Source organism: Rhizobium sp. P1_E1 (assembly GCF_056406015.1).
The window spans coordinates 105,960-130,153 of record NZ_JBFUAY010000001.1 but is presented as its reverse complement, the minus strand read 5'-3'; the positions used below and the strand labels follow the sequence as shown (position 1 = coordinate 130,153).

The window sequence follows — 24,194 nt, the reverse complement described above, 5'->3', positions numbered from 1 at the left end:
CGCCTTTTTGCTTATTTGAAGACGGCGTTAGGATTATCCAAGCTGTCGGAACCTTCAAGCTGAACCGTGCCGAGATCGAGTGCGGCAATAACGCGCTGCACCGATTTCGTCTGGTCGATCAGCCCGTCGATGGCGGCCTGGACGACGGCATTGCCTTCCTTGTTGCCCTCGGCGATCATCTGGTCGTACTTCTCGACCGTCTCGCCGCGCTTAGCCATGGCGTTCATGGCATCGAGCGTCTTGTTGAGCTTGCCTTCCACTTCGGCATCGAGCGCCTTGTCCTTGGCGGCCACCAGATCGTGCAGCGACGGGCCGCTGAGCTTGGTGCCGTCGACGCGGGTATAGTTGCCGGTATAGGCGGCGGCGATGCCGATCGCGTCGTTGAGATGCGAGTTGTAGGTATTGTCCGAGAAGCAATCATGCTCTTCCTCGGGATCGTGCAGCAGCAGGCCGAGCTTCATGCGCTCGCCGGCAAGCTCGCCGTAGGAAAGCGAACCCATGCCCGTCAGGATCGCGACGAGACCGGCCTTCGGATCGGCTTCGACGTTCTTCGTCGCAGCACCGTCCGGCGTCCAGTTGTCGGTCATTTCCTGCAGGTCGGAAACGAGCAGGGTGGAGGCGGATTTCAGATATTCGGCGCGACGGTCGCAATTGCCGTGCGTGCAATTCTTGAGATCGTAATCCGTTGCCGGACGGTCGCCGGCGCCAGGCCCGGTGCCGTTCAGATCCTGACCCCAGAGCAGGAATTCGATGGCATGATAGCCGGTCGCGACATTGGCTTCGATGCCGCCGGCCTCGGCCAGCGTGCCGGAGAGGAATTCCGGCGTCAGCTTGGAGGCGTCGACATCCTTGCCGTCGATCTTGATCGTCTTGTTGGCGATGACATTTGCCACATAGAGAGAGTTTTCGTCGCTCTCGGTGCCGTAAGAGGCATCGACATAGTCGATCAGGCCTTCATCGAGAGGCCATGCGTTGACCTTACCTTCCCAGTCGTCAACCATCGGATTGCCGAAGCGATAGACTTCCGTCTGCTGGTAGGGAACACGTGCCTTGATCCAGGCGTCCCTGGCGGCCTTGAGCGTCGCGTCGGTCGGCGCCTTCAGGAAGGCGTCGATGGCGGCGTCGAGCGCCTTGGCTGTCGTCAGCGAGTCTTCGTATTTCGCATGCGCCACATCGGCATAGTGTTTCACTACGGCGGCAGCATCGGTCTCGGCATGCGCGGGAAGGGCGAGCAGGGCGGCGGGGGCGATCGCCAGCACGGCTGCGCGGAATTTGCGGTTGAGCTTCATGATCCTCTCCTGTGACGGGATTTTCCGTCTAATCGGGCTCCGTCTCTTCGCCCAAAAGCAAACTGGTGTCAAACACTCTAGTTTGGAATGATTTTAAGAATGGACAGGCGCGGCCAACCGGTCATTTTTGAACGGCATCTGCTTGAAAAATCGGCAGCAACCGTGCCATTTCGCCGCGGCATCGCCATCCGTTGCAGGCCTCCGCTAAGCCGCGTCAGCCCTTCCGCTGCATACGGCAAAAGAAGAAGCCGTCCGTGTCGGTGGAGGCGGGCGTCAGCGTCACCGTCAGGCCGTCGGAAGAATGCGGACGCGGGGCGTCCTTTCCAAAGAGCTGGTCCCAGGCAGGCAGGGCGCTGACGATCTGAAAATCAGGATTGGCGGCCGTGAAGCGGCGCGCCTGTTCCTCGTTCTCCTGGGGCAGGACCGAGCAGGTGACGTAGATCAGTTCGCCGCCTGATTTGACGAAGCTGCTCGCCTGCGCCAGCGCGTCCTGCTGCTGGGCCGTGCGTTCGTCGAGGTTCTTGGCCGTCAGCCGCCACTTCGTATCGGGGCGGCGGCGCCACGTGCCGGTGCCGGTGCAGGGCGCGTCGACCAGCACCTTGTCGCAGCGTTCGGCAAGGGCGGAGAGCGCCCTGGCGTCGTCATGCACCTGGACATTGCGCGTGCCTGCCCGCTTCAGCCGCTCGATGATCGGCGCCAGCCGTTTGCGGTCGGCGTCATAGGCGTGAACCTGTCCCTTGTTCTGCATGGCGGCCGCCATGGCGAGCGTCTTGCCGCCCCCGCCGGCGCAATAGTCGAGAACCTGTTCGCCATCATGGGCGAGCACCAGGTCGGCGACGATCTGCGATCCCTCGTCCTGAACTTCGAACCAGCCCTTTTGGAACGAAAGCTCGGCTGTCACGTTGGGAAGACGCGAGGCGCCTTCGCCGGCGGCAATCCGGATGCCGTGGCGGGCGATCTTCGCTGCATGCGCGTTGGCTCTTTCGAGCGCCTTGACGACCTTGTCGCGGGAGGCCTTGAGCAGGTTGGCGCGCAGATCGAGCGTCGGGCGGGCGGCGAGTGCCTGTGCCTCGGCGAGCCAGCTGGCACCGAAGGCCTGTTCGAAGGAGGGTTGGACCCATTCGGGAATATCGCCGCGGATATGCGGCGGCGCATCGTCGAGGGAGCGGCTTTGAAAGGCCGAGGCGGCGTCGGCTGAAAGCGGCGTCGGCGCAAACTTGTCATCCGCCAGCTCAGTGGCAAGACTGTCCGGGGTGAAACCCCATTGGCGGAACATGACGGCATGGGCAATTGCCGCGGCACTATCGTCATCCATCAGCCAGGCATGGGAAAGCCGCATGCGCAGTGCGTCATAGACGATGTTGCCGATCGCAGCACGATCGCCGGAACCGGCGAAGCGGTGCGCGAGGCCCCAGTCCTTCAGCGCGTCGGCGACGGGCCGCTTGCGGGCATCGATGTCCGCGAGCACTGAAATCGCCCCTTCGAGGCGGCCGCCCAGACGCATTCACATGTCTCCTGTTGCCGTGGCGTGTGAACGACCAGCGCAAACGCGATAGTCACGCAGTGGATTGTTCACAAGTCTCAACCGGGTGGTAACCGCGATTGACGGCAAGAGCAAGCGCCGCTTCCGGCGCCTCAGCTGATGACCTGGTAGCAAACCTTCGCGGTGCCGGAGCTCACCATGCCGATATTCTGCGCGGCGGCGCGGGACAGGTCGATCACACGACCACGGATGAACGGACCACGATCGTTGATACGAACGACGACAGTGCGGCCATTATTGCGGTTGGTGACCTTCACCTTGGTGCCGAAAGCAAGCGAACGATGTGCGGCAGTCAAGATGGCAGGGTTCATACGTTCCCCGGAAGCAGTTTTGGAGCGAAGTGCGTACCATGAAGCACCGCCACAGCCATTTGCAGCAAAACCTTCCGCCGGAAGCATGGAAGAACAGGCGGCAATAGTTGCGGCGACGATAATAGAACGACGTATTTTCTTCAAAACAGAGTATCCCTCAACTATTGAACTCACGCCCTTGCAGGCGGCGGGGCTTAAATCTGCGAAAAAGTGGCGAAAAAGTGCCGGATGTGTTCACGGAATATTACAATCTGTAACATTCGTGAGTGCGGTGATGGAATCTCAGGAATCCATGCCGCCCTCAAATGTGGAAAAAACCTAATAAAATCAGCTAAAATCCGAACGAATTTTCCGAAGGGATAGTTAACGGCCTGGCGTTCACGAAAATCGCGAAAATATTTTTCCGATTTCGCCATATTTGTTGCCACATTTGGGCAAATTTAAAGGCCGTTAACCATAAGATGCGGCGAAAATTGTCCAGCCAAAGCGGCAAAGTAGGAATTTCCTACTCATTTTGGATGAGTGCATTCGTCGCAAACGGGACTGCGTTCTAACCGCGCCAGCGTCCGTCCTGCCACAATTGCGCAAGCGACATCGGATAGTTCGGGAAGGAGAATTCGAAGCCGGTGGCCTTGAGTTTCGCGTTCGAGATGCGTTTGTTCTCGCCGTAGAAGGAGCGTGCCATCGGCGTCAGTTCGGCGGTCTCGAACGCCTGCTCGGGCGGCGGTTCGACGCCCATCAGGCGGGCTGCCTCGACGATCACGTCCTGCGGTGGGCCGGGCCGGTCGTCGGTAACATTATAGATGCCGCCGAGACCGCGCTCCGACAGGAAGTGGGTCGCGGCACCGATATCTTCGACGCGAATGCGGTTGAACACCTGGTCCTTCTTGATCAGCCGTCGCGCCGTGCCCTTTTCCAGATTGCAGAAGGCATTGCGGCCCGGCCCATAGATCCCGGAAAGACGAAGCACTGCCGCCGGCACGCCGCGCTCCCGGCCCATCGCCAGCCAGCCCTCTTCTGCCTCGAGCCGCTCCTTCGACCGCCCGGAAATGGGCAGGCACGGCGTTTCCTCACTCACCCAGGCTCCCTTGTGATCGCCATAGACGCCGACGGTGGAGAGATAACCGATCCATTCGAGCTTCGGCAGCAGACTTGCGCCGTCCTTGTCAAGCAACCGCAGCAGCGGGTCGGCCTTTCCAGGGGCGATCGACTGCACGAGATGCGTTACACCAGTCAACGCCCGGCGCAGCTCCTTTTCCATGCTCTCGCCGTCGAAAAGGAATGCTTCGATGCCATTCTGGCGGAGCACGTCCATCTTGTCTGGCGAACGCGTGGTGCCGGAAACACGCACGCCGTTGCCGGCAAAGGCCTTGGCGATCGCTGTGCCGGAATAACCGCAGCCAAAGATCATCACATGCATCAGCCCACTCCCGCCAATCGCCATTCGTTCAGGACGTCGTCATCTTTCTCATCCGCCCTTTGTGCGGCAAAGACCGAGAATTCGCCAGCCTCCATCAGCCGTGAAAGCGCCCAGACCGCCATGCCACGCACTACGGGCGAGGGATCGTCCGAAAGCTCGCAACATGGCCCGATGAGCACCTTGTCGCCGGAATTGCCGGCGGCGATCAGGACGTTGCGGACGAAGCGGTCGCGGCCGATCCGCTTCACCGGCGAGCCGCTGAAAAAGGTACGGAAGGCGGCATCGTCAAGCGTCAGCAGAAAGGCGATCGACGGCTCCTTCAGATCTTCCCGCGCCTGCAGCTTCATCTCGGAGGCGGAGCTTGCGAACTTGTTCCAGGGACAGGCGGCAAGGCAGTCGTCGCAGCCATAGATTCGATTGCCGATCAGCACTCGCAAATCGGCGTCGATCGGTCCCTTGTGCTCAATGGTGAGGTAGGAGATGCAGCGCCGCGCGTCGATCTGGTAAGGCGCCGGAAAGGCAGCCGTCGGACAGATGTCGAGACAGGCGCGGCAGGAGCCGCAATGATCGCTCTCCGGCGCGTCGATGGCAAGATCGGCGGTGGTGAACATCGTGCCGAGAAACAGCCAGGAACCGTGCGTGCGGCTGACGAGATTGGTATGTTTGCCCTGCCAGCCGAGCCCCGCCGCCGCCGCTAAGGGCTTTTCCATGACAGGCGCCGTATCGACGAAGACCTTCACGTCGGCGCCGGCCCGTGCCGCAAAGCGCGTGGCGATTTCCTTCAGCCGGCCCTTGATGACGTCGTGGTAATCGCGGTTGCGGGCGTAAACGGAAATTGCCGCTTTATCAGGCTTGTCGAGGATACCGCGGGGATCTTCCTCCGGTGCGTAATTCAAGCCGAAGACGACGACGGAGCGCACGTCGCTCCAGAGTGTGCGCGGATCGCCGCGCCGGTCGCGAGTCTCCGCCATCCAGTCCATCGTCCCGTGGCGCCCGRCATCGATGAACTGGCCGAGACGCTCCTTGGCTTGCGGGATCGCGTCCGGGCGCGTGATGCGGCAGAGATCGAAGCCCTTGGCAGCAGATTCCGCCCGAACGAACTCGGTCAAATTGTCGCGGCGGCGGCGCCCTTTGTCGTCATTGTCAGGTTCGGGCATGAAGAGCCCTCGTCAGAAATCCAGATCGGCATAGTGTGAAACCGGTGTCAGTCCGCGCACGCGCTCGGTCAGCATCGGCCGGAAGGAGGGACGTGACTTCAGCCGCTGGTACCAGTCCTTGACGACGGGCGAATCCGCCCACTCGATCTCGCCGAGATAATCGAGGATGGAGATCGAGGCCGCGGCGGCCAGGTCGGCATAACTCATCCGCTCGCCCGCCAGCCACTGACGCGAACCGGCGAGCCAGGTGAGATAGCGCATATGCTGGCGGATATTCGCGCGCGCCGTGCGTAAAACCTTGGAATCTGGCGCTCCACCGCCCTGATCCGCTGTCATCTGCAACTTGTAGACACGCTCGCGGGCGAGCGGCTTGGTCACGTCGTTTTCCATTTTCTGCATGAACCATTCGGTCAGCCGGCGGATTTCCGCCCGCTGGAAAGGATCTTCGGCGAGCAGCCGCCGGTCGCGCTTCAAGACGCCATGCGTCTCGTCTAGATACTCGGAAATGACGCTCGCGCCGCAGAGCGCGCGCATGCTGTCGTCGACATAGACCGGCAGCGTGCCGGCCGGATTGAGCGCCAGGAAATCCCGGCGCTTCTCCCATGTCTGCTCTTCGATCAGATCCGCCTGATAACCGTATTCCGCCAGGATCAGCCGGACGAAGCGAGATGCGGATGACATGGGATGATGATAAAGCGTGGGCATCGATACTCGGGCGTTGTGATTGCTGTTACAGGACTGTGTGGCAGCTCAATTATAGCGCCCTAGTCATGACTCATTGGTTGAAGCTATAGGAGCTTGGCCCCGCCAATACAAGCGAATCGGATTTTTCAGGCCACCTGATAGTGGCGAAACACGGTCTAACGAACGAATGGAAGCGGCAGCCTGATCGGCCCAAGCGCTCAGGCCCGACCGAACTTTAAACCGGAGACAATGTATGGATTATATAAATGCTGCAATTCTCGGCGTCATAGAGGGGATCACCGAGTTCCTGCCGATCTCGAGCACCGGCCATCTGATCATTGCGGAGCAATGGCTCGGACATCGGTCGGATATGTTCAACATCGTTATTCAGGCGGGCGCCATCCTCGCCGTCACCATCATTTACTGGCGTCGGCTGCTGGATCTGGTGCTTGGCTGGCGTGATCCTGCCAACCGCGATTATGCCGCCAAGCTGATCGTCGCCTTTCTCATCACCGCCGTTCTTGGTCTGGTCGTCAAGAAGCTCGGCTTTGAACTGCCGGAGACCGCGACGCCGATTGCCTGGGCGCTCATCATCGGCGGTATCTGGATGATCTTTGCCGAATGGGCCGCCGCCCGCAGGCCGCCTCATAAAGAGATCACCTGGCTTGTCGCCATCCTGGTCGGCATCGCCCAGATCGTTGCCGGCGTCTTCCCGGGAACCTCGCGCTCCGGCGCCACGATCTTCGTCGCCATGCTGGCAGGCACGGGCAATCGCGCCGCTGCGACCGAATTCGCCTTTCTCGTCGGCATCCCCACAATGTATGCCGCAAGCGGCTATGAATTGCTGAAGACGTTCAGGGATGGTGGAGCGGCAGGCGAAGACTGGACGGCGCTCGGCGTCGCCTTCGTCGTCTCTACGGTCGTCGCCTTCATCGCCGTCAAATGGCTGCTTGCCTATATCAGAAGCAACCGGTTTACCCTGTTTGCCATCTACCGCATCATTCTCGGTGTCTTGCTGCTCGGCATGGCCGCGACCGGCTTGATTGCCTGAGACATCCGTCCCGCATTGCATTCGCGCAACTCCCGGCGCGAATGCAATGCCCGCCGGACTTCTCGAATAGACACTCGATTACCGGCAGGGCGCCGATTTTCAGATAGGCGATGTTGAGGGGATACGCTCCTGCCGCCGTTTTGAAACAGGCGATATTGAGCGGTGATCTGGAAGCGCCCTGTTTTAGGCGTTCCGGTCGACTGCTTGCTTGGAGCAGCATGCCGGCCCAGGGCCGGCCTTTCGTCAATGGATGATCGAAGCCGTCGAGCAAGGATCGACGCCGTAGGCCGGCGAGCAATCGCCCTTTACCGCCGCGACCGAACCGGGTGCAACGAAAGAGCCTGCAAGGATAACCAGCGCCGCACACGCAAACAGGAGCGCGATTGACTTGCCCATTGAGAAATGCCTTTCACAGTGATTGCCGCGCGCGACCGCAGGCGTTGAGTCCGTTGGAAGACGCGCGGGTTTGGTAGTCAGTGGAATGGCAAATAGCAATAAACGTTCCTGCTAAATTTGGCGTTAATTCCACAAAAATTCCGATGCGTCTTTTATGCAACGCCGCTGAGTATGCCGAGCACCAGAACACTTCAAACTTGCGCCGGGCTTTGCGGGACACGCCAACGCCAAAACGCCGCCCGCGGTATCGGCGGACGGCGTTATCGTTCCTCGGAAAAGATGGTTAGGCGGCCTTGCCGGTGCCGGTGTACTGGCCGTGCGGACGATAGTGCACCAGGTAGGAGCCAAGCACCGATGCCACCATGGTGGGCGTAATACCGAGGCCCTTCAGCGTGCGGCCTTCCGCCTCGGCTTCCGGGGAGACGACATTGTCGCGCTTCAGCAGGCGCACCTGGTCCGGCGTGATCGGCGGCGTTATGAAGGGGACCAGCGAAGCGATGCTGCCGATCATCGAAGCGATGCCGAAGGGCAGGGATACCAGCGGGTTCTTGCGGCACGTCACCTTCAGCATCGTCTCGAGACATTCGCGGAAGCTGAGCACCTCAGGCCCGCCAAGCTCATAGACCTTGCCGCCGGCGACCTTGCCGTCGACGGCACGGGCGACGGCCTCAGCGACATCCTCGACATAGACAGGCTGGAATTTCGTCTTGCCGCCGCCGACGAGCGGCAGGATCGGCGACATGCGCGCCATCTCGGCGAATTTGTTGAAGAAGCTGTCCTCCGGTCCGAAGACGATCGACGGACGGAAGATCACCGCATCGGGCTTGACCGAGAGGATGGCCGTTTCGGCGCGACCCTTGGTGCGGCCATAGTCCGAATCGGATTTCGCGTCGGCGCCGATCGCCGAAATATGCGTCAGCGTCGCGCCTGCCCCGCGCGCCGCCTCAGCAATCGCACGACCGCCGAATTCCTGCACGGCGTCGAAAGTGTTGCGGCCGACCTCGTGCAGAATGCCGACGCAGTTGACGACGTGGCTCGCACCGTCGACGGCCCGGTCGATCGAGCTGCGGTAGCGCAGGTTCGCCTGCACGAAGGAGATCTGGCCGACATTGCCGAGCGGCTGCAGAAAGCCGGCGAGATCGGGACGGCGCACGGCGACGCGGATGTTATAGCCGCGCTTGGCCAGCGCCCGAACCACGTGCCTGCCCACGAAGCCGGACCCTCCGAACACGGTGACGAGCGGCGGCAGGTTGGCAAGGGTCATGGCAGGCTCCTCGAAAGGCTTTGCGGAATGCTTGATTGGCTTCGTCTTAGCCGAATCCCGGCGCGACGGGAAGGCCTATCGTACCGTCAGTTTTGCGGGATGCGAGACCGCTCTAGACCCCTTCGACGACGACCATTTCCGCATCCGCGACTTCCTGGCGGATTTTCGCGGCGATCTGGTATTCCGGCGAATTATAGCAGTTGACCGCATGCTGCATCGACGGGAATTCGATCACCACGTTGCGGACGCGCGCCTTGCCCTCGAGTTCGGTGAAGGCGCCGCCGCGCGCCAGGAAATTCGCGCCATACTTTTCGAAGGCCGGCTTGGCGGCCGCCACATAATCCTTGTAGCGCTCGGCATCGCGAACGTCGACACGGGCGATCCAATATCCCTTGGCCATGGTCTTCTCCCTTTTGTCGTTGAAATTATTAGCGGTTTGCCGGCCAGAGCGCCGACACCATCTCGCTGAGGATGGCACGGGCGGCATCTCGGGGCTCCGGCGCCTTGACGACAGGCCGGCCGACGACGAGATGCGTCGCTCCCGCCTTCAGCGCGTCGAAAGGCGTCATCACCCGCTTCTGGTCGCCCTTGTCGCTACCATCAGGGCGAATGCCGGGGGTGACGATCGCCATCTCGGGTCCGACGATTTCGCGTACCTCAGCCGCTTCCGCCGCCGAGCAGACCACGCCGCCCATGCCGGCCGCGCGCGCCTGTTCGGCGCGGCGCAGCACCAGGCTGTGCGGATCCTGGCTGTAGCCGGCATCGGCAAGGTCATCGGCATCCATCGAGGTCAGCACGGTCACGCCGAGCAGGCAGAGGCCGGAGCCGGCCGCGGCCTCGACCGCCGCCTTCATCGTTTTCGGATAGGCGTGCAGCGTCAGCATCGACATGCCCATCTTGGCGATGTTCTCGACGCCGGAGGCAACGGTGTTGTCGATGTCGAGCAGCTTCATGTCGAGAAAGATCTTCTTGCCGCTGGCGGCAAGATCGCGGGCGAATTCCAGGCCGCCGGCAAAGACCAGCTGATAGCCGATCTTGTAGAAGAGAATGTCGTCGCCGAGCGCGGAAACCAGTCTTTCCGCCTCGCCGATCGTTGGAACATCCAGGCCGACGATCAACCGCTCGCGTGCGTCCATCTGAAGTCACCCCTGCCAGTCTTCGATGGGTGTCCAGTCGCATGATAAGCGGCGGTCCGCAAGACCGAAAGCATAGAGATTGCCGCCACCGCCCGGCTGGTCACGGTCGCGGGAGATCGGCCTGCCCGCCAGATGGCATTTGAGCAGCGTGCCGACGCCGCCATGGCCGACAAAGGCGATCGGCGCCGTCGCATCATGCGTGGCAAGAACGGCGTTAACAGACTCGACGATGCGGGCTTGCGCGTCGACGGCGCACTCCCAGCCCTTGAAGCTTTGTTCCGGATGGGCAAAGAACCAGTCGGCGGCTTCTTCGAATTGCGGCGGCGGCAGGAAGCCGGTGGCCGAGCGGTCGTTCTCATGCATGCCGTGGACGATCTCGATCGTCACGCCGGAAGCTTTCGCCAGGATTTCGGCCGTTTCGATCGCCTTCGTCTCGTCGCTGGAGATGATGCGCTGCAACTGCCTGGCCCAGCCGCTCTCTGTCGCTTTGCGGGCACGCGCCGCGCCGACATCGGAAAGCCCCCATTTCGGCACCGGCACGTTGGCGTCGATCCTGACCTGCGGATGAGTGATGTAGATCCCGAACATCTCAGCCGCGCTTGTAGATCCAGAGCTGCGCCGGCGGAATGTTGCGCATGACGAAGTCGAAATGCTGGATATGGTAGCGGTCGGGATTGGCGGCGATCGGCGAGATCGCCCCATAGGAAATCTGCACCATCGGCCGGCCGGCCGGCAGTCGATCGAGCAGGCTTTCGAGCAGAGAGATGCGCTTCGCCATCGGGAAATTCAGAAGCGGAATGCCCGAGACGACGGAATCGAAGGTGAGACCGCCGAAATTGCCAAGAGTGGTCTGAAGATCGAAAGCGTCGCCGTTGATGAAATGCACGCCGGGATAGGTCCGCAGCAGATGTTTGTGGAAATCCGTCGAATATTCGATCGCAACGAGATTTTCCGGACGAACGCCGCGGCCGAGGATGGCCTTGGTGATGGCGCCCGTGCCCGGCCCGAGTTCAAGCACCGGCAGCCCGGAATGGATATCGACGACGCTTGCCATGCGCTTCGCCGTGATCGAGGAGGTCGGCACGATCGAGCCTACCGTCTTCGGCCCCTGCATCATCCCTCGGAAGAAGCGGATCTCGTCGTCGAACCTCTTCCCGAACCGTTCCTTCACCTTGACCCGTAAGCTCATTCTCCACCCATCCGCATGTTGATCGAATGCCTTAATATGCCGCTTGTCGCTTAAGGGACAAGGATTTTCGCAACAAGGACATCGGCATCAACAGTTCATGCGGCTTTCGGCGCGGAACCGGGCATGAGATCGGCCAGCCTTTCGGCCAGGTGATCGGCGTCGACAGGCGCGCGCAGCTTCACGTCGGTATTGTCGAAGTAGAGATAAACGTCGCGGCCCTTGCTGCGCGCCCCTACGGGCGCCAGCACCCGCGTCGCATTCTCTGGTTCTCCGCCCGTGGCCCAGGCGCGGATACGTTGCGCCCAGATGTCGAGGGCTTCGTCCTCGTAGCCGCTGACATAGAGCTTTTCCGAGCCATGCAGGCGGCAATAGACGAAATCGGCGGTGATATCCATCAGCAGCGGCCATTTCACCGTATCGGCGCAGACGAGAGCGACCTTGTGACGCCTCAGCATCTCGATGAAGATGGGTGAGCGGAAGCTCTCGTGGCGGATTTCGAGCGCATGGCGGATCGGTTGGTGTCCGTCGCTTTTAAGCCAGGCCGGTCCCTTGATATGCCAGTCGTGACGCTTCGCAAGCGCTATCGCCGCGTCGCGGTCATGCGGCAGCAGCGACAAAAAGCTTTCGAAAAGGGATGGATCGAAGGCCATGTTCGGCGGCAATTGCCAGAGGATCGGCCCGAGCTTGGGACCAAGCCGCAGCAGGCCGGAGGCGAGGAAATTGGCGAGCGCCGTCTCGATATTCTGCAGCCGCAGCATATGGGTGATGAAGCGCGGTCCCTTGACCGCGAAGATGAAATCATCCGGCGTCTCGTCGCGCCAGCGGCCGAAGCTTTCGGGCCGCTGCAATCCGTAGAAGGTGCCGTTGATCTCGATCGACCGGAAGTGCCGGGCGGCGTAGGAAAGCTCCTGCTTCTGCGGCAGGTCCTTCGGGTAGAATTGGCCGCGCCAGGGCGCATAGGTCCAGCCGGATATGCCGATGCGCACCGTTCCCGTCTTTTTGGTCATGGGATCCTCCGTTTTGACAGGAGGAAAAACGGCAAGCGGCAGCCTTCGTTCCCGTCAGACGCGCATCGGCATCAGCACGTAGAGCGCATCGTCGCCCGCCGTGTCGCGGATCAGCGTCGGCGAGCCGGCATCGGCAAGCAGGAAGATCGCTTCCTCGCCGGAAAGCTGGGCGGTGATGTCGAGCAGGTATTTGGCGTTGAAGCCGATTTCCATCGCATCCGTGTCGTAGCCGACGGCGACTTCCTCAGTCGCGCTGCCGGAATCGGGATTGTTGACGGTCAGCATCAGCTGCCCCTCGGAAAGCGCCAGCTTCACGGCGCGTCCGCGCTCGGAGGAGATAGTCGAGACGCGGTCGACGGCCTGTGCGAAGGTCGTGCAGTCGACGCGCATTTCCTTGTCGTTGCCTGTGGGGATGACGCGCTGATAATCGGGGAAGGTGCCGTCGATCAGTTTCGAGGTCATGACGATCGAGCCGATCGTCAACCGGATCTTGGCGTCGGAGACCTCGACGGTCACCGTCGTCTCGGGATTGTCGACCAGCTTCTGTAATTCGCCGACCGTCTTGCGCGGAATGATGATGCCGGGCATGCCCTCGGAGCCGGAGGGCGCATCGACATCGGCGCGCGCCAGCCGGTGGCCGTCGGTCGCAACCGCCCTGAGTTTCAGCTCGCCATTGCTCTCGATCGTGTGGAAGAAGATGCCGTTGAGATAATAACGCGTCTCTTCCGTCGAAATCGCGAACTGCGTGCGGTCGATCAGCATCTTCAGATCGGTCGCCTTCAGCTTGAAGGAATGTGTGAAGGTACCGGCTGTGAGATCAGGGAAGTCCGACTCCGGCAGGCACTGCAGCGAGAATTTCGAGCGGCCGGACTGCACGGTCATCGCGCCGCCGTCGGTGCTGGTGGCAAGCAGCACTTCCGAGCCGTCGGGGAGCTTGCGCACGATATCGTAGAGAAGATGGGCGGGAACGGTAGTGGCGCCGGGCTGCTCGACGCTTGCAGGCGTCGCCTCGGTGATTTCGAGGTCGAGGTCGGTCGCCTTCATGTCGAGCTTCTGGCCGTCGGCCTTGAGCAGTACGTTGGACAGGATCGGGATCGTGTTGCGACGTTCGACCACGCGGTGGACGTGGTTCAGCGATTTCAACAGGTTTGACCGCTCAATAGTAATACGCATGGGATGCTACCGCTTTCGACCGTGACTGTCCGGGCGCGTCGAGCACCCGAAGAATGCTGTCCCGGCTTGAGGCCGGGGGAGTGGACGGGCAAAATGGCAGACTTCAGCATTGCTTTGCAAGAGGCATGGACGCCGGCACCCCTGCATTTGCGGTTTTCCAGAGCAATGCTCACAGAAATCCGAACCCTTGCCGAAGCGCTGCCGCTCGCCCATAAAGGCTTCGATGCCGGCGACGAGCCGGCGGGACGAAAGCAAATGGCATGAATGAGGAAACGACAGCGGACGCCGCCACCCGGCGAAGCTTCCGCCTGCACAATGCAACGGTGCCGGCGCGGCCGCTGGAGCCGGCGCTCTATCTGGTCGCCACCCCCATCGGCAATCTCGGCGACATTACGCTGCGGGCGCTGGAAACGCTGGCCGGCGCCGATGTGCTCGCCTGCGAAGATACGCGCGTCACCCGCGTGCTGCTCGACCGCTACGGCATCCAGAACCGTCCCTTCGCCTATCATGAGCACAATGCCGACGAGGCCGGTCCAAGGTTGCTGCAGGCGCTCGAAGCCGGGCGTTCGGTGGCGCTGGTCTCCGATGCCGGCACGCCGCTTGTCTCCGATCCCGGCTATCGGCTGGCGCAGCAGGCGATCGCGGCAGGGTACCGCGTCATTCCCATTCCCGGCGCCTCTGCGCCGCTCGCAGCCCTTGTCGGCTCCGGCCTGCCGAACGATGCCTTCCTTTTCGCCGGTTTCCTGCCGGCCAAGGACAAGGCCCGCCGCGACCGTCTCGGTGAACTTGCCGCGGCACCCGCGACGCTGATCTTCTTTGAATCGCCGCACCGCATCGGTGCAACGCTTCTGGCCGCCGCCGATGTGCTCGGGGGCACGCGGCCCGCCTCCGTCTGCCGCGAGCTGACCAAGACCTATGAGGAGTTCCGTCGCGGCACGCTTGCCGACCTCGCCGCCCATTATCAGCAAGTGGAAAACGTCAAGGGCGAGATCGTCCTCGTGATCGGTCCGCCGGCGCCGGTCGAGACTGATGAGGCCGATGTCGAAGCCATGCTGGCCGACCTGTCGAAGTCAATGCCGACGGCAGGCGCCGCCACCGAGGCCGCCCGCCTCACCGGCTTGCCGCGCAAGGTGCTCTACCAGCGCCTGCTGGAGATCAAGAACGCCGATGGGCGATAATGATCTCACCGCCATCAGGAGGAAGGCGCTGCGCCGGGGCCGCATGTCGGAATATGTCGCGGCCGCCTTCCTGATGCTGAAGGGCTACCGCATCCTGGCTCTGCGCCACCGCACCCGGCTCGGCGAGATCGATATTATTGCCCGCAAGGGTGATCTCGCCGTCTTCGTCGAGGTCAAGGCCCGCCATGGCGAGGCTGCGGCGGTCGATGCCGTCTCTATTGCCGCGCAGAAGCGCATACGGGCGGCAAGCGATCTCTGGCTCGCCCGCCAGGCGGATCAGGCTCGCCTTTCCCAGCGCTATGATATCGTGGCGATCATGCCCGGCCGCCTGCCGCGGCACTTTCTGGATGCGTTTTAGCGCCTTTATGGTCCAATCCGTTTTCGAATCGTTAAACTTTTAGTTCCCGCGTGAACGAGGTTCTTACGACTCTCTGCTACCCCAAATCTCGGTAGGGATAACAATTGGGGATTGTTTCATGGCCTGGAAGCTGATGCTTGCAAGTGCGGTCGCCATGGCCGCGCGCTCCACGCCTTATGCCGTGGCGAAGCCGGCCGGGAAATCCTTCGTCGCGCATGCGAGCGATCTGCTGCCATTGAAGCCGACGCCGATCAATCCGGACTGGATCGTCAGCGGCAATCCGCAGGCCCGCACCGCCGAACATTCGCGCGGCCATGACGAAGCATCGCTGACGGCGATCTGGGATTGCACGGCGGGTGAATTTCGCTGGCGCTTCGGCTGGGACGAGACCGTGATGATCCTCGAAGGCGAGGTCCATATCACTGCCGAGGATGGCACCGAACGCACCTTGCGCGCCGGCGACGTCGCCTTTTTCGCCGGCGGAACCTGGGCGAGCTGGCGGGTCGACAATTATGTCCGCAAGGTCGCCTTCCTGCGCAAGCCCTTCCCGAAGCCCTTGGCGATCGCCTACCGCCTCCGCAATATGCTGCGCAACAGCGGCAACCAGGGCATCGCCGCCTGACGATCGATTTCGATGTTCGGACCCATGCGCTAATCGGGCTGAGGCGGGGCGGTTGTTTCGCCCTTCAAGACCTCGCAGGCGAATAGGATCGGATTGTCGAGGTCGGGCGCGGTTTGCTTGTTCAACAGAACGGCCACCGCAGCTGCGGCTATGTCTTGAATCGGCTGCTTCACTGTCGTCAGGCGTGGCGTTGTCATGCTTGCGAGCGGGATGCCGTCGAAGCCGAGGATCGAAAGGGCTGCCGGTATCGGGATTCCCAGATCATGCGCTGCCCGCATGCAGCCGATTGCCTGCTGGTCCGAACTTGCAAAGATCGCCGTCGGCCGCTCGTTTCGCGCGCGGGCCAGAAGATAATTTCCGGCGGAACGGCCGCTCTCGTAGTCGAAGGCCGCCTCGGCAATCAGCGGTGGTCCTGCCATTCGTGTGCCGTCTGCCTGCTCCCCCGCCTGCTCGATTGCATCGAGATAGCCCCTGAGGCGATCGTTGGCGGGGACGGAGTGCCCGGGCCCCGAAATGAAGCCGATGCGGCGATGGCCGAGCTGCAAAAGATGCTCGACGCCAAGACGAACGCCATTGCGGTGATCGGCGGCAATGCCGGAATATCCTGGCATAAGCCGGTCGACGACGACGATCGGCAATCCCTTCGGCAGCTTGAGTGTGTGGAAATCATTGCTGGGAACCAGCATGATGCCGTCGACCTTACGGCTTGTCAGCTGTTTGATGCGGTCAGCCTCCTTGGCCGCATGATCAAACGACGTCATGACGATGATATTATAGCCGTGATTTGCCGCCGCTTGTTCCGCCGATTGGACAAGTTCCGCGAAGAAGGGATTGGTCAGATCCGGAATGACGATGCCGATGAGGTGGCTGACCTTGCCGCGCATGCTTCTCGCCGACGGGTCGGGCGTATAGCCGAGGTCTTTGATGATCGCTGTGACGCGCGCCCGCAATTCCTTCGTCACCGAGGGATGATCATTCAAAATTCGCGAAACGGTCCCGGTGGAAACTCCCGCAAGCTTGGCAACCTCTCGAATCCCGACCTTTGACATAACGGAAACAGTGGCCCTTTCTCTGCGCCTTCGGAAGACACCCAAGGGCGCCTGATCGAAGCTTCCAGCTAATGGTCTTTACCGCCCTCGTCAAAGGGTTGCATCTCAATATTGACCGCGAGTCTCCATAGCATGAGCGTGGGTCAACGCTCAATGGAAACGGTTCATCACATGCGCACCGATACAGGCCAAACATGCGAGTCAAAGCCAGCGTTTGGCTTGATTTCCGCTGCTTGACAATTTCTAGGGGCGTGCTACCCAGATGTCGTTGGAAACGGTTCATTGCCGCAGGCAACTCAGGTGGAGCTGAGCCCAGGGCCGTTCGGAGGAAAAAATGTCCAATTCTATTAAGCGTGAATCCGTCTTGATCAATGCGCCGCGCCGTGCGGCATTGAAGCTCGGACTTGCCGGCACCTTGGTGCTTGCGCTGTCCTGTGGCGTGTCGCCCGCCTTTGCGGCCGGCAAGCCGAAGGTCGGCCTGATCATGAAATCCTTGTCCAATGAGTTCTTCAAGCAGATGAAGGCCGGCGCCGACAAATATGCGGCCGAGAACAAGGACAAGTTCGACTTCAAGGCCGTCGGCATGAAGGACGAGCGTGATTTCGCTTCCCAGGTCGATGCCGTCGAAAACTTCGTCACGCAGAAATACGATATCATCGTTGTCGCGCCGGCCGATTCAAAGGCCATGGCAACCCCGCTGGCAAAGGCGGTCAAGGCTGGCGTCAAGGTCATCAACATCGACGTGCCGCTCGATGCCGATGCGAAGAAGAAAGCCGGTATCGATCTCGCTTTCTTCGGGCCTGACAATAAGGGCGGGGCGACGCTTGCGGGCGATGCGCTTGCCAAGGATCTGGGACCCGGCGCCAAGGTCGTCATCCTCGAGGGTAACCCCGAGGCCGACAATGCCAAGGAGCGCAAGGAAGGCTTCATGGACTCCGTCAAGACGGGCAAGCTCGAGCTTCTCGACAGCAAGACGGCTCATTGGGAGACGGAAGAAGCCAATACCGTCATGACGAATTTCCTGACGAAATATAAGGATATTCAGGGCGTTATGGCAGCCAACGACTCGATGGCCCTCGGCGTCGTCAAGGCGCTCGATGCGACCGGCCAAAGCGGCAAGATCAAGGTTGTCGGCTTCGACAACATTCCGCCGGTGCAGCCGCTGATCAAGGATGGCAAGATGCTTGCCACCGTCGAACAGTATGGTGCGCAGATGGCGGTCCTCGGCATCCAGTATGGCATGCGTGAACTTGCCGGCGAGAAATTCACCGGCTGGGTCAAGACCGACATCAAGCTGGTCACCGCAGCGGATCTCAAATAGTCGAGATCGCCCGCATCGCGTGTCTGAAAAGACGCGCGGCAGTGTACGGGAAGCGCCGGCTGCGGCCGGCGCTCACCGCTAGCAACCGATTGACGCGTTGATCGCTTCAGGGGAGGCTCGCTTCCGAGCCCCTGGGATGCGTGCTGCGTGGAGTTCGAACAGAGCGTGCATGAGGTCGACGTGTCAGACGCAACAGATGACGAGATTTTGAGGCTGGAAGGGATCGGCAAGCGCTTCCCGGGCGTCGTGGCGCTCAAGGATGTCTCCATGCGGATCGGCCGCGGCAAGGGGCACGTTCTTCTGGGCGAGAACGGTGCTGGAAAGTCGACCCTGATCAACCTGCTCGGCGGTGTCTTCAGGCCGGATGACGGTCACATCCTGTTTGACGGCAAACAATACCATCCGGCCTCGCCGCTGGAGGCGTTCAAGGCGGGCATCCGGGTCATTCACCAGGAGCTGCATCCGCTTTCCAACCTCACGGTGGCAGAAAACCTGCTGTTCGAGCATCTGCCGCGCCGATATGGCCTGGTGAACTATCAGGCGATGAACAGCAGAGCGGCGGAACTGCTGGAAGAGGTCGGCCTCGACGTGGCTCCGACGACACTGGCGAGCCGCCTCAGCGTTGCCCAGCTTCAATTGGTCGAGATTGCCAAGGCGCTTTGCTACGAAAGCAAGCTTCTCGTTCTCGACGAACCGACAGCAACCTTGACCTCCAAGGAGGTCGATCGCCTTTTTGAAATTCTCAAGCGCCTGAAGCGGCGTGGCGTGACCACGCTCTACATCTCTCACAGGCTGGAGGAGATCTTTGACGTCGGTGACGATGTGACGGTGCTGCGCGACGGCCAGCATGTGATCACGCGTCCGCTGTCCGGACTTGCTATTCCTGACATCGTCGAACTCATGGTCGGGCGGAAGCTTTCGGATCATGGCATTTTTCGCAGCGACAGCACCGTGTCCGGCGAGGCGCTCGGTGTGTCCGGCCTGAAGGTGACGCGCACTAGCCCGGAATTGTCATTTTCCGTGGCAAAGGGGGAAATCGTCGGCATTGCCGGCCTTGTCGGCAGCGGCCGGACGGAGGCGGTTCGCGCCATATTCGGCGCCGACGCCAAAGCGACCGGCGAAATTCGCGTGAATGGCGAGCCGGTTGAGATCCATTCGCCAAAGGACGCCGTTGCTGCCGGGCTCTGCCTGGCAACCGAAGACCGCAAGATGCAGGGCTTGATGCTCGATATGAGCTGCGCCGAAAATGCCACCATAACCGATCTCGCCAAGATCTCCCGCAACGGCTTGATCATGCGAAGGGCGCAGGATGATCATTCGCAGCGCCTCGTGCGCGAACTGCGCATCAAGACCCCGTCCATCCATCAGGCCGTCAGGACGTTTTCCGGCGGCAACCAGCAAAAGGTCGTCATTGCAAAATGGCTGTTCCGCGGCCCTAAGGTGCTGATTTTCGATGAGCCGACCCGTGGAATCGACGTCGGTGCAAAGGCCGAGATTTATGAGCTTCTGTGGAAGTTTGCGGCTCAGGGAAAAGGCGTTCTGGTCGTCTCTTCGGATCTGCCGGAGCTCATGGGCATTTGCCATCGCATCATCGTATTCTCCGACGGCAAGATATCGGGCGAAATAGTTCGGGAACAATTTGACGAGAGCAGGATCCTTTCGCTCGCCTACAAGGAGTACAGTCGTGTCCGCCAACATTGAAAAACAGACCGAGGCGAAAGAGGTGAGCGTCTGGGACAAGCTTATCCGGATCTCGCTGAAGGAGGCGGGCGTCGCCATTGCCCTCATTCTGATCCTGGCGTTTTTCTCGGCGACGGCGCCCTATTTCGCAACGCCGGAGAACTTCCTGAAGATCTTTGTGCAGATTGCCATCAACACCGTGCTTGCTGCCGGCATGACCTTCGTCATCCTCGTTGGCGGCATCGATCTCTCGGTCGGGTCGCTGCTTGCCCTTTGCACGGTGATCGGTGCGACGATCATGATCAATCCGGCGTTTTCGCCATGGCAGGCGATTGTTCTCGCATGTCTTGCGTCGATGGGCACGGGTGCTGCCCTTGGCGCCGTCAACGGGTGGATTTGCGAGAAGTGGAAGCTTCCTTCCTTTATCGTCACCCTTGGCATGCTGAACGTCGCGAGCGGCCTGGCGCGCGTGGTCAGCGACAATTCCACGATCACCGGCCTGCCTCAGCCTTTCGTCGATTTCGGCAACCTGATCTTCTGGGGCATATTTCCGTCGATCTTTCTGATTGCGATCGTTGTCGTCCTCATCGGCTGGTTCGTGCTGCGCTACACCGTCTTCGGGCGCTTCGTCTTCGCGATCGGCACCAATGAAGAGGCTGTCCGGCTGTCGGGGCATGAGCCCAAACGGTACAAGATTGCGGTCTTCACGATCTCAGGGCTGACGGCCGGCATTGCGGCCATGGTCTATCTGCTCCGTCTCAATGTCGGCAGCCCGGTTGCGGGCATCGGCTACGAGTTGAATGCGATCGCCGCCGTCATCATCGGCGGAACCAGCCTTTCGGGTGGCAAAGGCTCGATTGTCGGCACGCTGGTGGGCGCCTGCATTCTGCAGGTGCTGTCGACGGGATTGCAGCTCTTGGGCGCCGACGACAATATCAAGCCGATCGTCATCGGCGCCGTCATCGTGCTCGCCGTCATTCTCGATAGCTATCGCGGCCGTTTGATGCGGAAACTCGAAACGCGGTGAAAAGCAATTCCAGCAAAACTGCGCAGCGGTTTTGCGTCCGGAATTGCGCAAAAAACAAAAATGCTCCAGTGCCGAAGCCCTTGATTGGCCGTTGCGTTTGATATCTGGCCGACCTACATCTGTCCGGCATTCAGCGAGGGATGGAAATGGCCAAGATCACCAATGTAGCGGTCCAGATGGATCATGTCGCAGGCATCAATATCGCGGGTGATTCCACCTTCGCCATGAGCCTGGAAGCGCAGGCGCGCGGCTACAGGCTCTTCCATTACACCCCCGACCGCCTGAGCTTCCGTGACAACAGGCTTTATGCCAGCGTCGAGCCGATGGTGCTGCGCGACGTCAAGGGCGACCACTACGAGCTTGGCGCGCCGGAGCGCGTCGATCTCGCGACCATGGATGTCGTGCTGCTGCGCCAGGATCCGCCCTTCGATATGGCCTATATCACCTCGACGCATCTGCTCGAGCGCATCCACCCGAAGACGCTCGTCGTCAACGATCCGGCCTGGGTGCGCAATTCGCCGGAGAAGATCTTCGTCACCGAATTCTCCGATCTGATGCCGAAGACGTTGATCACCAAGGATGCCGCCGAGATCCGCCGCTTCCGCGACGAGATGGGCGATATTATCCTGAAGCCGCTTTACGGCAATGGCGGCGCCGGCGTCTTCCATTCGACCCGCGACGACCGCAACCTCTCTTCGCTGCTCGAAATGTTCGGCCAGCTTTTCCGCGAACCCTTCATTGCCCAGCAATATCTGCCCGATGTGCGCAAGGGCGACAAACGCATCATCCTGGTCGATGGCGAATTCGCCGGCGCCATCAACCGCGTGCCGGCCGAACACGACAGCCGCTCCAACATGCATGTCGGCGGCCGCGCCGAGGCGACCGAGCTGACGCCGCGCGAACAGGAAATCTGCACCCRCATCGGCCCGGCGCTGAGGGAGCGCGGCTTCCTGCTCGTCGGCATCGATGTGATCGGCGATTACATGACCGAGATCAACGTCACGTCGCCCACAGGCATTCGCGAGGTGAAGAAGTTCGGCGGTGCCGATATAGCAGCCCTTCTTTGGGATGCGATCGAGCGCAAGCGCGGCTGAGCCAGCCGCCCATGACCGTTCTGGTCCAGCGACCGAGCGCAACCAAGGTCACAGCGGATGCCTGATTCCGTTCTTTGATTGTTCTTGTTTTATTCCTGTTTCCATGCCAGATTGCAACCGCTAACCTTAATGCATGTCGCCCAAGGGGCCACGACATGCATCGAATAAAGGCTGCAGGGCGGTATATAAAAGTTTGCGGCAAGAGGATGGGTTGATGGTCGCGCGTGTCAGTACGGTTGCATTTCAGGGTATCGAAGGTGTGCCGGTCGAGGTCCAGGTCATGGTCGCTCCCGGAAAGGTCGGGATGCAGATCGTCGGCCTGCCTGACAAGGCGGTTGCCGAAAGCCGCGAGCGCGTGCAGGCCGCCCTCCACGCCTCCGGCCTGGCGCTGCCGGCCAAGCGGGTGACCGTCAATCTGGCGCCGGCCGATCTGCCGAAGGAAGGTTCGCATTTCGATCTGCCGATCGCGCTTGCCCTGATGGCTGCCCTCGGCGCCATTCCCGCCGATGCGCTGTCCGATTTTGTCGTCGTCGGCGAACTCAATCTCGACGGCACGATCGCCGCCATATCAGGCGCGCTGCCGGCCGCGATCGGCGCCAATGCGCTCGGCAAGGGGCTGATCTGCCCCGCCGAAAGCGGCGCCGAAGCCGCCTGGGCAGGCGCCGACGTCGATATCCTTGCACCCCGCAGCCTGATTGCCCTTGCCAATCATTTCCGCGGCACGCAAGTCCTATCCAGGCCGGAGGCGTCGATCCGCGCCAATGCCGCAAACCTGCCGGATCTCGCCGAGATCAAGGGCCAGGAAAGCGCCAAGCGGGCGCTCGAGGTGGCGGCCGCCGGTGGCCATAATCTGCTGATGGTCGGTCCTCCGGGCTCCGGCAAGTCGATGCTGGCAGCCAGGCTGCCGTCCATCCTGCCGCCGCTCTCGGCCGCCGAGCTGCTTGAAGTCTCGATGGTGCATTCGATCGCCGGCCAGCTCTCCGGCGGCAAGCTTTCCGATCGCCGGCCCTTCCGCACCCCGCATCATTCCGCCACCATGGCAGCCCTCGTCGGCGGCGGTCTGCGCGCCCGTCCAGGCGAAGCCTCGCTTGCCCATCACGGCGTGCTGTTTCTCGACGAGTTCCCCGAGTTCACGCCGCAGGCGCTGGATGCGCTACGCCAGCCGCTCGAAGGTGGCGAATGCGTGATTGCCCGCGCCAACCACCGCGTCTCCTATCCGGCGAAATTCCAGCTAATCGCGGCGATGAACCCCTGCCGCTGCGGCATGGCCGGCGAGCCGGGCCATAGCTGTGCCCGCGGGCCGCGCTGCATGAGCGATTACCAGGCCCGCATCTCCGGCCCGCTGATGGATCGCATCGATATCCGCATCGATGTGCCGGCCGTCTCCGCCGCCGACCTCATCCGGCCGATGGCGGCCGAAACCAGCGCCGATGTTGCCCGCCGTGTCGCCCGCGCCCGCGCAATCCAGCAGGAGCGCTTCGAAAGCACCGGCGCAAAGGGCATCGGCACCAATGCCCGCTGCTCTACGGCGATGATCGAGAAACTGGCCGAGCCCGATGCCCCTGGCCTGCAGCTGCTGCGCGACGCCGCCGAGAAGATGAAGTTCTCCGCCCGCGGTTACCACCGCGTGCTCAAGGTCGCCCGCACGCTGGCCGATCTCGACGGTAAGCCGACAGTCGGCCGCATCCATCTCGCCGAAGCGATCTCCTACCGCATCGCCGGCGAAAGGCTGACGGCGGCGGCTTAAGAAGAAGAGCGTATGCGCGCAGATATTTTGAAGTACTAGTCGTCAGGCCGCTCACCGATCTGCCGATCGCGCTGGCGCTGCCCTCAGCGAAATCCCCGCTGGTGCGCTGCCGGATTATGAGATTATGTCGCTATCCGCGAACCCAACCCCGACGGAACGATTGATCGCTGCCGTTATGGCGCGCTGCCGGCCGCGAATGCTCTTGGCAGGGGCTGACCTGCCAAAAGCGGTGCCGAAGCTGCCTAGGACGCCGATTTAAACATCCCTCCGTGTTGCTTATCCGTTAGGGGTAAGGGCCTCTCCTCACTTCGTCGCTATTTACAATATTAGATTCGGCTGAAAAAATTTCGAGAAGGATGTCTGTCCGTTCGGCACAGTCGATCGGAGGTGACGGATAAGAAAAGCTGCCGGGGATGTAGATGAGTAACTAATATCCGGGCTCGAACGCCAACGCATCGGAGGTTCTAGACTTAGCGAATGCCTACTCTCGCGCTTCGA

Annotated in this window: 24 protein-coding genes; 9 read left to right on the top strand and 15 right to left on the bottom strand. The window is 61.4% G+C overall.

Annotated features, from left to right (window positions below; genetic code table 11):
- Positions 1 to 11: 11 nt before the first annotated feature.
- The 6 genes from AC1D1Z_RS00655 to AC1D1Z_RS00630 form a co-directional block, all read right to left on the bottom strand.
- Complete coding sequence (locus AC1D1Z_RS00655; RefSeq protein ID WP_128408405.1) at positions 12 to 1,289, bottom strand: imelysin family protein; 1,278 nt, start codon at positions 1,287 to 1,289, stop codon at positions 12 to 14.
- Between the two features lie 214 nt (positions 1,290 to 1,503).
- The gene (locus tag AC1D1Z_RS00650) at positions 1,504 to 2,793 is read right to left on the bottom strand and encodes an RsmB/NOP family class I SAM-dependent RNA methyltransferase (RefSeq protein ID WP_131605462.1); all 1,290 of its coding nucleotides are present in this window, start codon (positions 2,791 to 2,793) and stop codon (positions 1,504 to 1,506) included.
- 131 nt (positions 2,794 to 2,924) lie between these two features.
- The gene (locus tag AC1D1Z_RS00645; protein ID WP_018244428.1) at positions 2,925 to 3,287 is read right to left on the bottom strand and encodes a septal ring lytic transglycosylase RlpA family protein; all 363 of its coding nucleotides are present in this window, start codon (positions 3,285 to 3,287) and stop codon (positions 2,925 to 2,927) included.
- Positions 3,288 to 3,693: 406 nt separating this feature from the next.
- Entirely contained in the window at positions 3,694 to 4,563 is an 870-nt protein-coding gene (locus AC1D1Z_RS00640) for an SDR family oxidoreductase (RefSeq protein ID WP_131605463.1), read from the bottom strand.
- Positions 4,563 to 5,720 carry a tRNA epoxyqueuosine(34) reductase QueG gene (gene queG, locus AC1D1Z_RS00635; RefSeq protein ID WP_477849163.1) on the bottom strand — a complete coding sequence of 386 codons (1,158 nt, stop codon included), beginning with the start codon at positions 5,718 to 5,720 and terminating at the stop codon, positions 4,563 to 4,565. The genes AC1D1Z_RS00640 and queG overlap by 1 nt, the downstream gene beginning before the upstream one ends.
- 12 nt (positions 5,721 to 5,732) lie before the next feature.
- The gene (locus AC1D1Z_RS00630) at positions 5,733 to 6,425 is read right to left on the bottom strand and encodes a glutathione S-transferase family protein (protein WP_003544722.1); all 693 of its coding nucleotides are present in this window, start codon (positions 6,423 to 6,425) and stop codon (positions 5,733 to 5,735) included.
- A 232-nt stretch (positions 6,426 to 6,657) separates the two neighbouring features.
- On the opposite strand from AC1D1Z_RS00630, the gene AC1D1Z_RS00625 reads away from it, so the two are divergent.
- A complete protein-coding gene (locus AC1D1Z_RS00625) occupies positions 6,658 to 7,455 on the top strand; it encodes an undecaprenyl-diphosphate phosphatase (RefSeq protein ID WP_131605465.1) in 798 nt (265 codons plus the stop codon).
- A 243-nt stretch (positions 7,456 to 7,698) separates the two neighbouring features.
- Here the strand turns inward: AC1D1Z_RS00625 and AC1D1Z_RS00620 are convergent, their stop codons facing one another.
- From AC1D1Z_RS00620 to dnaN, 8 genes are all read right to left on the bottom strand, one after another.
- The gene (locus AC1D1Z_RS00620; protein WP_003544729.1) at positions 7,699 to 7,851 is read right to left on the bottom strand and encodes a hypothetical protein; all 153 of its coding nucleotides are present in this window, start codon (positions 7,849 to 7,851) and stop codon (positions 7,699 to 7,701) included.
- A gap of 283 nt (positions 7,852 to 8,134) precedes the next feature.
- On the bottom strand, positions 8,135 to 9,115 hold the full coding sequence (locus AC1D1Z_RS00615; RefSeq protein ID WP_018447885.1) for a complex I NDUFA9 subunit family protein: 981 nt from the start codon (positions 9,113 to 9,115) through the stop codon (positions 8,135 to 8,137).
- A 112-nt stretch (positions 9,116 to 9,227) separates the two neighbouring features.
- Positions 9,228 to 9,515, bottom strand: a complete 288-nt coding sequence (locus tag AC1D1Z_RS00610) for a DUF1330 domain-containing protein (protein WP_018447884.1) — start codon at positions 9,513 to 9,515, stop codon at positions 9,228 to 9,230.
- A gap of 28 nt (positions 9,516 to 9,543) precedes the next feature.
- Positions 9,544 to 10,251 (bottom strand): orotidine-5'-phosphate decarboxylase, encoded by a 708-nt coding sequence (pyrF, locus tag AC1D1Z_RS00605; protein ID WP_018447883.1) that lies wholly within the window; start codon positions 10,249 to 10,251, stop codon positions 9,544 to 9,546.
- A 6-nt stretch (positions 10,252 to 10,257) separates the two neighbouring features.
- On the bottom strand, positions 10,258 to 10,839 hold the full coding sequence (locus tag AC1D1Z_RS00600) for a histidine phosphatase family protein (RefSeq protein WP_131605466.1): 582 nt from the start codon (positions 10,837 to 10,839) through the stop codon (positions 10,258 to 10,260).
- Between the two features lies 1 nt (position 10,840).
- Complete coding sequence (gene pmtA / locus AC1D1Z_RS00595) at positions 10,841 to 11,440, bottom strand: phospholipid N-methyltransferase PmtA (RefSeq protein WP_018244435.1); 600 nt, start codon at positions 11,438 to 11,440, stop codon at positions 10,841 to 10,843.
- A gap of 95 nt (positions 11,441 to 11,535) precedes the next feature.
- A complete protein-coding gene (locus tag AC1D1Z_RS00590; RefSeq protein ID WP_047617356.1) occupies positions 11,536 to 12,447 on the bottom strand; it encodes a DUF72 domain-containing protein in 912 nt (303 codons plus the stop codon).
- A gap of 54 nt (positions 12,448 to 12,501) precedes the next feature.
- Positions 12,502 to 13,620 (bottom strand): DNA polymerase III subunit beta, encoded by a 1,119-nt coding sequence (gene dnaN / locus AC1D1Z_RS00585; RefSeq protein WP_018244437.1) that lies wholly within the window; start codon positions 13,618 to 13,620, stop codon positions 12,502 to 12,504.
- A 260-nt stretch (positions 13,621 to 13,880) separates the two neighbouring features.
- Between dnaN and rsmI the strand changes: the two genes are divergently transcribed.
- From rsmI to AC1D1Z_RS00570, 3 genes are all read left to right on the top strand, one after another.
- Complete coding sequence (gene rsmI, locus AC1D1Z_RS00580) at positions 13,881 to 14,798, top strand: 16S rRNA (cytidine(1402)-2'-O)-methyltransferase (protein WP_131605468.1); 918 nt, start codon at positions 13,881 to 13,883, stop codon at positions 14,796 to 14,798.
- Positions 14,788 to 15,156 carry a YraN family protein gene (locus AC1D1Z_RS00575; protein ID WP_018447878.1) on the top strand — a complete coding sequence of 123 codons (369 nt, stop codon included), beginning with the start codon at positions 14,788 to 14,790 and terminating at the stop codon, positions 15,154 to 15,156. Before rsmI ends, AC1D1Z_RS00575 begins: the two co-directional genes overlap by 11 nt.
- 118 nt (positions 15,157 to 15,274) lie before the next feature.
- The gene (locus AC1D1Z_RS00570) at positions 15,275 to 15,778 is read left to right on the top strand and encodes a cupin domain-containing protein (RefSeq protein WP_131605469.1); all 504 of its coding nucleotides are present in this window, start codon (positions 15,275 to 15,277) and stop codon (positions 15,776 to 15,778) included.
- Positions 15,779 to 15,807: 29 nt separating this feature from the next.
- Here AC1D1Z_RS00570 and AC1D1Z_RS00565 read toward each other — a convergent pair whose 3' ends face one another.
- On the bottom strand, positions 15,808 to 16,827 hold the full coding sequence (locus AC1D1Z_RS00565) for a LacI family DNA-binding transcriptional regulator (RefSeq protein ID WP_131605470.1): 1,020 nt from the start codon (positions 16,825 to 16,827) through the stop codon (positions 15,808 to 15,810).
- A gap of 334 nt (positions 16,828 to 17,161) precedes the next feature.
- On the opposite strand from AC1D1Z_RS00565, the gene AC1D1Z_RS00560 reads away from it, so the two are divergent.
- The 5 genes from AC1D1Z_RS00560 to AC1D1Z_RS00540 all read left to right on the top strand — a co-directional run bounded on the left by AC1D1Z_RS00560 (position 17,162) and on the right by AC1D1Z_RS00540 (position 23,696).
- Positions 17,162 to 18,148, top strand: coding sequence for a sugar ABC transporter substrate-binding protein (locus AC1D1Z_RS00560; protein WP_131605471.1), 987 nt, complete (start codon positions 17,162 to 17,164; stop codon positions 18,146 to 18,148).
- 180 nt (positions 18,149 to 18,328) lie between these two features.
- On the top strand, positions 18,329 to 19,849 hold the full coding sequence (locus AC1D1Z_RS00555; RefSeq protein ID WP_131605508.1) for a sugar ABC transporter ATP-binding protein: 1,521 nt from the start codon (positions 18,329 to 18,331) through the stop codon (positions 19,847 to 19,849).
- Positions 19,833 to 20,855 (top strand): ABC transporter permease, encoded by a 1,023-nt coding sequence (locus AC1D1Z_RS00550; protein ID WP_018447874.1) that lies wholly within the window; start codon positions 19,833 to 19,835, stop codon positions 20,853 to 20,855. Before AC1D1Z_RS00555 ends, AC1D1Z_RS00550 begins: the two co-directional genes overlap by 17 nt.
- A gap of 146 nt (positions 20,856 to 21,001) precedes the next feature.
- On the top strand, positions 21,002 to 21,949 hold the full coding sequence (gshB, locus tag AC1D1Z_RS00545) for a glutathione synthase (RefSeq protein ID WP_477849154.1): 948 nt from the start codon (positions 21,002 to 21,004) through the stop codon (positions 21,947 to 21,949).
- A 214-nt stretch (positions 21,950 to 22,163) separates the two neighbouring features.
- Positions 22,164 to 23,696, top strand: coding sequence for a YifB family Mg chelatase-like AAA ATPase (locus AC1D1Z_RS00540; protein WP_128408390.1), 1,533 nt, complete (start codon positions 22,164 to 22,166; stop codon positions 23,694 to 23,696).
- The last annotated feature ends 498 nt before the right edge of the window (positions 23,697 to 24,194 follow it).